This window comes from Streptomyces sp. NPDC096324, assembly GCF_044763015.1.
Lineage (GTDB): Bacteria > Actinomycetota > Actinomycetes > Streptomycetales > Streptomycetaceae > Streptomyces.
The window spans coordinates 149,214-157,816 of sequence record NZ_JBIWFK010000018.1; the positions used below are offsets into that span (position 1 = coordinate 149,214).

Consider the following 8,603-nt stretch of genomic DNA (forward strand, 5'->3'; position numbering starts at 1 on the left):
GGTAACCCGGTGAACGTGCCAGCGGCGGTACGAGAACTCGTACCGCCGCAACCCTTTTCCAGGTGACCTCGCCCTTACGCGGCGCCTCGCTGCAGCGCCTCGCAGACCGCGGCGGACTCCCTGGCGCCCAGCTCGACGGCCCGGCCGCAGTGCGCGATCCAGGCGGCCATGCCGTCCGGGGTGCCGGAGACGTAACCGTCCAGCGCCCCGAGATAGGCCGCACGGCCGAGTTCCGCGTGGCCGACCTCCGCCGGGCAGATGGACTTCGGATCGAGACCGCTGCCGATCAGGACGATGCGCTCGGCGGCGCGCGCGACCAGTCCGTTGTGGGAGGCGAACGGCCGCAGGGCGATCAGTTCGCCGTGGACGACGGCCGCCGTGACCAGGGCCGGGGCGGAACCGCCCGCGATGATGAGCTGGGACAGCCCTTCGAGACGGCCCGCGACCTCGTCCGCGTCCGGCAGCGGAAGCTCCACCAAGGGCTCTTCGGCCCTCTCCCCGCTCTGCCTCGGCCGGCCGACGGCCTCACCTCTGTCGGCCGCCGCGACCAGGTGGAGCCGCGCCAGCACACGCAGAGGCGACTGCCGCCAGATGGACAGGAGCTGGCCCGCCTCGGCGGTCAGCCGCAGGGCGGCGCCGACCGTACGGTCCTCCTCCCCCACGCTGAAGTCCGTACGCCGACGCACCTCTTCGAGGGCCCAGTCGGCCCCGGACAGCGCCGCGGAACCACGGGCCCCGCGCAGCGCCGCCTCGGACGTGATCTCGTTGCCGCGCCGCCGCATGATCCGGTGTCCGTAGACCCGGTCCACGGCCTTGCGCACGGACTCCACGGAATCGGCCACCCCGGGAAGTGAACCGAGGGCCGCGAGCGGATCGGCGGCCGCACCTGTCGTACTCATGAGTACGACACTACGCACCCTGGGCCCGCACCCCACGAAGGAGTGGTCTTCTTCACGCGGCGCGAGCACCAGGAGCGACGATCGCACTACTCTTGGTGAACATGAAAATTGCTTTCGTCGGGAAGGGCGGCAGCGGCAAGACCACCCTGTCGTCGCTCTTCATCCGCCACCTCGCCGCCTCAGGGGCACCTGTCGTCGCCGTGGACGCCGACATCAACCAGCATCTGGGGGCCGCGCTCGGACTCGAGGAGACGGAGGCCGCGGAGCTCCCCGCCATGGGCGAGCGGCTGCCGCTCATCAAGGACTATCTGCGCGGCTCCAACCCGCGCATCTCCTCCGCGGAGACGATGATCAAGACGACCCCGCCCGGGGAGGGTTCCCGGCTGCTGCGGGTCGGCGAGACCAATCCGGTGTACGACGCCTGCGCGCGACCGGTGGAACTCGACGGCGGCGTGGTCCGTTTGATGGTCACCGGCCCGTTCACCGAGGCCGATGTGGGAGTGGCTTGCTACCACTCCAAGACCGGTGCAGTGGAGCTCTGCCTGAACCATCTCGTCGACGGCCGGAGCGAGTACGTCGTCGTCGACATGACGGCGGGCTCCGATTCCTTCGCGTCCGGCTTGTTCACCCGCTTCGACATCACGTTCCTTGTCGCCGAGCCGACCCGGAAGGGAGTCTCCGTCTATCGCCAGTACAAGGAGTACGCCCGCGACTTCGGCATCGCTCTGAGGGTCGTCGGCAACAAGGTGCAGAACCAGGACGACATCGACTTCCTGCGAGCGGAGGTCGGCGACGACCTCCTGGTCACGGTCGGGCACTCGGACTGGGTGCGCGCCATGGAGAAGGGGCGTCCGCCCCGTTTCGAGACCCTGGAGGAGGCCAACCGGCGCTCGCTGTACGCCTTGCGGGCTGCCGCCGACGCCACGTACGAGCTGCGCGACTGGGAGCGGTACACGCGCCAGATGGTGCAGTTCCACCTGAAGAACGCCGCCAGTTGGGGCAACGCCAAGACCGGGGCGGACCTCACCGGGCAGGTCGACCCCGGATTCGTGCTCGGCGAAAGCCCCCTGGCCACCGCGACCTGATCAAGCAGGGGGCGCGGGACACCACCACGCCCTGAGCGACGACACAGCCCGGGGCACCACTACGGCTTGAGCGCCGGTGCCCCGGGGACACCCTTCGGGGCCGGGGCAGGGCGGCCCGCCAGGAAGGAGGCCCAGCCCTGCTTCGGCGCCTCTCCGACCCGGAGGCCACGGAGCCTGTCGAGGGTGGCCGGGTCCTGGGCGTCGAGCCAGTCGGCCAACTGACGGAAGGAGACACAGCGCACCTCCGCCTTGGTGCAGACGCGCTCGACGACCTCGTCGACGGCACGCATGTAGGTGCCGCCGTTCCAGGACTCGAAGTGGTTGCCGATGATCAGAGGCGCGCGATTGCCGTCGTAGGCGCGGTCGAAGCCCTTCAGCAGCCCGTCGCGCATCTGATGGCCCCAGAGCTCCTGCTTGGCCGGGTCGCCCTGGGTTCGCGTCCCCGACTGGTTGACCATGAAGTTGTAGTCCATGGTGAGCTGCTCGTAGGAGTGTCCGGGGAAGGGCACGAGCTGCATCGACAGGTCCCACAGCCCCTCCTTCCTCTTCGGCCAGACCTGGTCGCCGACACCGCTGCTGTCGTAGCGGAAGCCCAGCTCGCGGGCCGCCTTCATGAAGTTCTCGCGGCCCTCCAGACAGGGAGTGCGGGCGCCGACGAGTTCCTTGTCGTAGTCGAAGGGCAGCGAGGCCGCGTCCTTCAGGCCCGCATTGGTCCTCCAGGACTTCACGAACGACTTCGCCTGGGCGATCTCACTCTTCCAGTCCGCGACCGACCACTGACCGACCCCGGCCTCCGTGCCGCAGAAGTGACCGTTGAAATGCGTGCCGATCTCATTGCCCTCCAGCCACGCGCCGCGCAACTGCTTCGCGGTGTCCGCGATGCCCTGCCCGTCGTTGAAGCCGATCTCCGAGCTGCCGGGAGAGTGCTGTGGCGGCCGGTACAGGTCGCGCTTGTCCTCCGGCAGCATGTACACGCCGCTCAGGAAGTACGTCATGGTCGCCCGGTTGGCCTTGGAGAGCTTCCGGAAGTGGGAGAAGAGCCTCTGGCCGTCCTCGCTGGCGCCGTCCCAGGAGAAGACCACGAACTGAGGTGGCTTCCGGCCCGGACTCAGCCGCTCGGGCCGCGGAAGATGCGGTTGGGCCCCGGTGTACGACGTGGAGCCGTCGCCGATCAGGCGGACCGCGGCCTTGGGCGCCGGAGCCCCCGTCGCCTTCTTCGCGCCCTGCGCACGTTCACGGGAAGGCGTGCCGCCTCCCGCGCAGCCGGCGAGCGCCGCGGCGCAGACCGCGGCGAATGCCACACCCGCGGCGATCCTCTGGGTGGCGGCCATGTTCCGCCCTCCTTCTCCTCCGTCGGCCGGCGCCGGTCGGGGCGCCGGCGCGGCTGTGCACCGACAGGGCCGCCAAGGTTTCACGGGACCGAGAAGGAATAAGTACGACAAGCCGACTAACAACCCACTTCACCCCGAGGGGTGAATTAATGCCCCAATTGCCCCTATTTTCGACACCATCCCTTTACTCTGCATTACGATCCATTTACCGAGCGTTGAAGAATCCCGCCGCTGCACGCCGTGACCCACGGCCGCGACCCGCCCCCCGCCACTCCGGACGGGGGATCACCTGTTCCGCGACCGCGCCGCCCCGGAGGAGACGGGAACCATGTCTGCCTGCGTCCCCACCCGCGCCGCCGACCCGACTCGGCCCGCGCAGATTCACCAGTCCCACAGCCCCCCGCCGACCCCGCCCCGACGCTTCCGTGTCGCGGGCGCCGATCTGTCCGCCTCGATCGCGGTCTTCCTGATCGCCCTCCCCCTGTCCCTCGGCATCGCCCTCGCCACCGGCGCGCCGCTCCAGGCCGGGCTGGTCGCCGCCGCCGCCGGCGGACTGGTCGTGGGCCGGCTCGGCGGCTCACCGCTCCAGGTGAGCGGACCCGCCGCGGGGCTGACCCTCGTCACGGCCGAGCTCATCCAGCACTACGGCTGGCGCGCGACCTGCGCCATCACCGTGCTGGCGGGCATCACCCAACTCGGTCTCGGCTGCCTGCGGGTCGCCCGTACGGCCCTGGCCGTGAGCCCGGCGATCGTGCACGGCATGCTCGCCGGCATCGGAGTGACCATCGCCGTGGCCCAACTCCACATCGTCCTCGGAGGCATTCCGCAGAGCTCCGTCCTCGACAATCTCGTCGGACTGCCGGAGCAAGTGGCCCGGATGCACTCCGCGGCGATGTCGATGAGCGTGCTGACCCTGGTGCTGCTGTTCGCCTGGCCGCGGCTTCCCGGACGGACCGGGCGGATGCTGCGCAAGGTCCCCGCCGCGCTGATCGCCGTCGCCGGAGCGACCCTGACAGCCTCGGCCGCCGGACTGACGCTGCCGAGGGTCGAACTGCCGTCCTGGCGCAGTCACGCGCTGGCCGGGCTGCCCGAGGGGCCGGTGCTCGGCATCGTCGCCGCGGTCCTCACCGTGACGCTGGTGTGCAGCGTCCAGTCGCTGCTCGGGGCCGTCGCCGTGGACAAGCTGGTGAGCGGCCGTCCGGAACTCCAGGGTCGTGTGGGCCGTTCCCGCCTCGACCGGGAGCTGCTCGGTCAGGGTGCCGCCAATGTCGTCTCCGGCGCGCTCGGCGGACTGCCCATCGCCGGTGTCGCCGTACGGAGTTCGGCGAATGTGCAAGCGGGTGCCGTCAGCCGGAACTCCACGATCCTGCACGGCGTTTTCGTAGTGATTGCCGCGCTGCTGATGGTCCCGATCCTGGAGCTGATCCCCCTCGCATCGCTCGCGGCCCTGGTGATGGCCGTCGGCATCCAGATGGTGTCCTTGCACCACATCCGCACGGTCACCCGCCACCGCGAGGTCCTGGTGTACGCCGTCACGACATTCGGCGTCGTGTTCCTCGGAGTTCTCGAGGGTGTGGCCCTGGGGGTCTCCGTGGCCGTCGGTGTCGCCCTGCACCGGCTCGGCCGCACCCGCATCACACACGAGGAGAGGGAAGGAGTCCATCACGTCCACGTACGAGGTCAGTTGACGTTCCTCGCCGTGCCCCGGCTCAGCCGCACCCTGCACCTCGTGCCCCGAGGGACGGACGTGGTCGTGCGCCTGGACGGCTCGTTCATGGACCACGCGGCGTACGAGTCGCTGCAGGACTGGCAGAGCACCCACGTCGCCCAGGGCGGCACGGTCGACCTCGGCGGGCGGACCGGAACGCGGATCGCCGAGCCCGCGGACTCCGGACACTGCCGCTGCCGGCCCTGGACACCTTGGCGGAACCACCAGTGCGACGCCGCCGCCGAGCTGGGGCCCCCGCCCTCGGAGGCGCGTCCGGACGGACAGGAGGACGAGTTGGACGAGGCCAGACCGAGCGGACATCAACTGGCGCGCGGAATCAGCGCGTTCCAGCGCAACACCGCGCCGCTGGTGCGTGACGAGCTGGCCCGGCTGGCCCGGGAAGGGCAACGGCCGTCCCAGCTGTTCCTGACCTGTGCCGACTCCCGGCTCGTCACCTCGATGATCACCTCCAGCGGTCCGGGCGACCTCTTCGTCGTACGCAATGTCGGCAACCTCGTGCCGCCGCCCGGGAAGGAGAGCGGGGACGACTCGGTGGCCGCGGCCATCGAGTACGCGGTGGACGTCCTGAAGGTGCGGTCCATCACGGTGTGCGGGCACTCCGGCTGCGGGGCCATGCAGGCCTTGCTGGCGTCGGAGCCAGGAGGGGCGCTCACGCCGCTCAAGCGGTGGCTGCGGCACGGGCGGCCGAGCCTGGACCGGATGGCCGACGGCGGGCCGCGTGCGCGGATCGCCGGACGGGCACCCGCCGACACGGTGGAGCAGCTCTGCCTGACGAATGTCGTGCAGCAGCTTGAGCACCTGCGGGCGCACGAGTCCGTGGCGCGAGCCCTTCGGGAGGGCGTGCTCGAACTACAGGGGATGTACTTCCACGTCGGCGAGGCCCAGGCGTATCTGCTGGCCGGGGCCGACGGGGCCGAACTGTTCGATCACGTAGGCGCGTTCGATCGGGCGGGCGCGGCGGAGGAGCTGAGGCATCCGGTGTGATCGGGCGGTGGTGCGCGGTCCTGGTCGGCGGGACCGCGCACCACGTACAGCTTCCCGGGCTTCCAGCCCTCCCTGGCTTCCCGGCCTTCCCGGGCCTCCCGGGCCTCCCGGCCCGCTCCCACCAGGCGTGGGTGACGCACCCCAGGCGTAACTGGCACCCCCCGGCGCAGGCGACACCCTCATGGGTAGGCGACGCACCCAGGCATCGGCGACGCACCCAGAAGTAGGCGACGCGCTCCCGGATGAACCCGGTGGCCGGTACGGACGTGCCACAAGGGGGCAGACTCGTGCGAACTCGTGTGGTCTCGTGAAGGGCGGCGGGGCCGTACCGCGGGGCGCCGGTATGCCGTACGGACCGAGGATCGGACCGACAGCACGGCATAGGTCTAAACCAATTTCGGGTCGGGCCTTGTCACCGGGCTCCCGGTCTGATGAGCTGTCGCCTGGGACACAACGGACACCCTGGGAAAGGGAGATGTCGTGAGCAACGAAAGCCTGGCCAACCTGCTGAAGGAAGAGCGCAGGTTCGCGCCGCCCGCCGACCTGGCGGCGAACGCCAATGTCACCGCGGAGGCGTATGAGCAGGCCAAGGCTGACAGGCTCGGCTTCTGGGCCGAGCAGGCCCGTCGGCTGACCTGGGCCACCGAGCCGACCGAGACACTGGACTGGTCCAATCCGCCGTTCGCGAAGTGGTTCGCCGACGGCAAGCTGAACGTCGCGTACAACTGCGTGGACCGGCATGTCGAGGCCGGGAACGGCGACCGCGTCGCCATCCACTTCGAGGGCGAGCCGGGCGACAGCCGGGCCATCACCTACGCCGAGCTCAAGGACGAGGTGTCGAAGGCCGCGAACGCCCTCACCGAGCTGGGTATCGGCAAGGGCGACCGGGTCGCCGTCTACCTGCCGATGATCCCCGAGGCCGTCGTCGCGATGCTGGCGTGCGCCCGTATCGGCGCCGCGCACTCGGTGGTGTTCGGCGGGTTCTCCGCCGAGGCGATCGCCACTCGTATCCAGGACGCCGACGCCAAGCTGGTCATCACCGCCGACGGCGGTTACCGGCGCGGGAAGCCGTCCGCGCTCAAGCCCGCCGTCGACGACGCGGTGAGCCGGGTCGACGGCGTCGACAAGGTGCTGGTGGTGCGCCGCACCGGCGAGGACGTCGACTGGACCGAGGGCCGCGATGTGTGGTGGCACGACATCGTCGGACGGCAGTCGGCCGAGCACACGCCGGAGGCGTTCGACGCCGAGCAGCCGCTGTTCATCCTCTACACGTCCGGGACCACGGGTAAGCCGAAGGGCATTCTGCACACCTCGGGCGGCTATCTCACGCAGGCCTCGTACACCCACCACGCGGTCTTCGACCTCAAGCCGGAGACCGACGTGTACTGGTGCACGGCCGACATCGGCTGGGTCACCGGGCACTCGTACATCACGTACGGACCGCTCTCGAACGGCGCGACGCAGGTCATGTACGAGGGGACGCCGGACACTCCCCACCAGGGGCGGTTCTGGGAGATCGTGCAGAAGTACGGGGTGACGATCCTCTACACGGCGCCCACGGCCATCCGTACGTTCATGAAGTGGGGCGACGACATCCCCGCGAAGTTCGACCTGACCTCGCTGCGGGTGCTCGGGTCGGTCGGCGAGCCGATCAACCCCGAGGCGTGGATCTGGTACCGCAAGCACATCGGCGGGGACCGTACGCCGATCGTCGACACCTGGTGGCAGACCGAGACCGGCGCGATGATGATCTCGCCGCTGCCCGGGGTCACCGAGACGAAGCCCGGCTCGGCGCAGCGCGCGCTGCCCGGCATCTCGGCCACGGTCGTCGACGACGAGGCGAACGAGGTGCCCGACGGCGGTGGCGGCTACCTGGTGCTCACCGAGCCGTGGCCGTCCATGCTGCGCACGATCTGGGGCGACGACCAGCGGTTCCTCGACACGTACTGGTCCCGCTTCGAGGGCAAGTACTTCGCCGGGGACGGCGCCAAGAAGGACGACGACGGCGACGTATGGCTGCTCGGGCGCGTCGACGACGTGATGCTCGTGTCCGGCCACAACATCTCGACGACCGAGGTCGAGTCCGCCCTCGTCTCCCACCCGGCGGTCGCCGAGGCGGCGGTCGTGGGTGCGGCGGACGAGACCACCGGGCAGGCGATCGTCGCCTTCGTCATCCTCCGCGGGACCGCTTCCACCGAGGACGAAGGGCTGATGGCGGAACTGCGCAACCACGTGGGCACCACGCTCGGCCCGATCGCCAAGCCGAAGCGGGTCCTGCCGGTGGCCGAGCTGCCGAAGACCCGGTCCGGGAAGATCATGCGTCGGCTGCTGCGCGACGTGGCCGAGAACCGCGAGCTCGGTGACGTCACGACGCTCACCGACTCCACGGTGATGGACCTGATCCAGGCGAAGCTGCCGGCCGCGCCCAGCGAGGACTGAGGCGGGTCCGTCCCGCCGGCCCGGCCCTGAGGGGTGGGGGGGGGCGCGCCCCCCGCCCGCCCCCCCCCCCCCCCGGGCCGGCCCCCCCCCCCCCCCCCCCCCCCCCCCCCCCCCCCCCCCCCCCCCCCCCCCCCCC

5 protein-coding genes are annotated in these 8,603 nt (G+C 70.5%); 3 read left to right on the plus strand and 2 right to left on the minus strand.

Annotation, left to right across the window (positions count from 1 at the left end; translation table 11 throughout):
* Window positions 1-74 precede the first annotated feature (74 nt).
* Window positions 75-899 carry an oxidoreductase gene (locus tag ACIQ7M_RS35880; RefSeq protein ID WP_403652034.1) on the minus strand — a complete coding sequence of 275 codons (825 nt, stop codon included), beginning with the start codon at window positions 897-899 and terminating at the stop codon, window positions 75-77.
* A gap of 101 nt (window positions 900-1,000) precedes the next feature.
* On the opposite strand from ACIQ7M_RS35880, the gene ACIQ7M_RS35885 reads away from it, so the two are divergent.
* Window positions 1,001-1,984: an ATP-binding protein gene (locus ACIQ7M_RS35885; protein WP_403652037.1), complete on the plus strand. Its 984-nt coding sequence runs from the start codon at window positions 1,001-1,003 to the stop codon at window positions 1,982-1,984.
* A 59-nt stretch (window positions 1,985-2,043) separates the two neighbouring features.
* Here ACIQ7M_RS35885 and ACIQ7M_RS35890 read toward each other — a convergent pair whose 3' ends face one another.
* Entirely contained in the window at window positions 2,044-3,315 is a 1,272-nt protein-coding gene (locus ACIQ7M_RS35890; protein WP_403652040.1) for a hypothetical protein, read from the minus strand.
* A gap of 328 nt (window positions 3,316-3,643) precedes the next feature.
* On the opposite strand from ACIQ7M_RS35890, the gene ACIQ7M_RS35895 reads away from it, so the two are divergent.
* Both ACIQ7M_RS35895 and acs read left to right on the plus strand, forming a co-directional pair.
* A complete protein-coding gene (locus ACIQ7M_RS35895; RefSeq protein ID WP_403652043.1) occupies window positions 3,644-6,028 on the plus strand; it encodes a bifunctional SulP family inorganic anion transporter/carbonic anhydrase in 2,385 nt (794 codons plus the stop codon).
* A 480-nt stretch (window positions 6,029-6,508) separates the two neighbouring features.
* On the plus strand, window positions 6,509-8,467 hold the full coding sequence (gene acs, locus ACIQ7M_RS35900) for an acetate--CoA ligase (RefSeq protein ID WP_355759405.1): 1,959 nt from the start codon (window positions 6,509-6,511) through the stop codon (window positions 8,465-8,467).
* The last annotated feature ends 136 nt before the right edge of the window (window positions 8,468-8,603 follow it).

Excerpts from the sequence above, each read along its gene's own strand:
- ACIQ7M_RS35880 (WP_403652034.1), bottom strand. The coding sequence starts at position 899 with ATGAGTACGACAGGTGCGGCCGCCGATCCGCTCGCGGCCCTCGGTTCA.
- ACIQ7M_RS35885 (WP_403652037.1), top strand. The coding sequence starts at position 1,001 with ATGAAAATTGCTTTCGTCGGGAAGGGCGGCAGCGGCAAGACCACCCTG.
- ACIQ7M_RS35895 (WP_403652043.1), top strand. The coding sequence starts at position 3,644 with ATGTCTGCCTGCGTCCCCACCCGCGCCGCCGACCCGACTCGGCCCGCG.
- ACIQ7M_RS35890 (WP_403652040.1), bottom strand. The coding sequence starts at position 3,315 with ATGGCCGCCACCCAGAGGATCGCCGCGGGTGTGGCATTCGCCGCGGTC.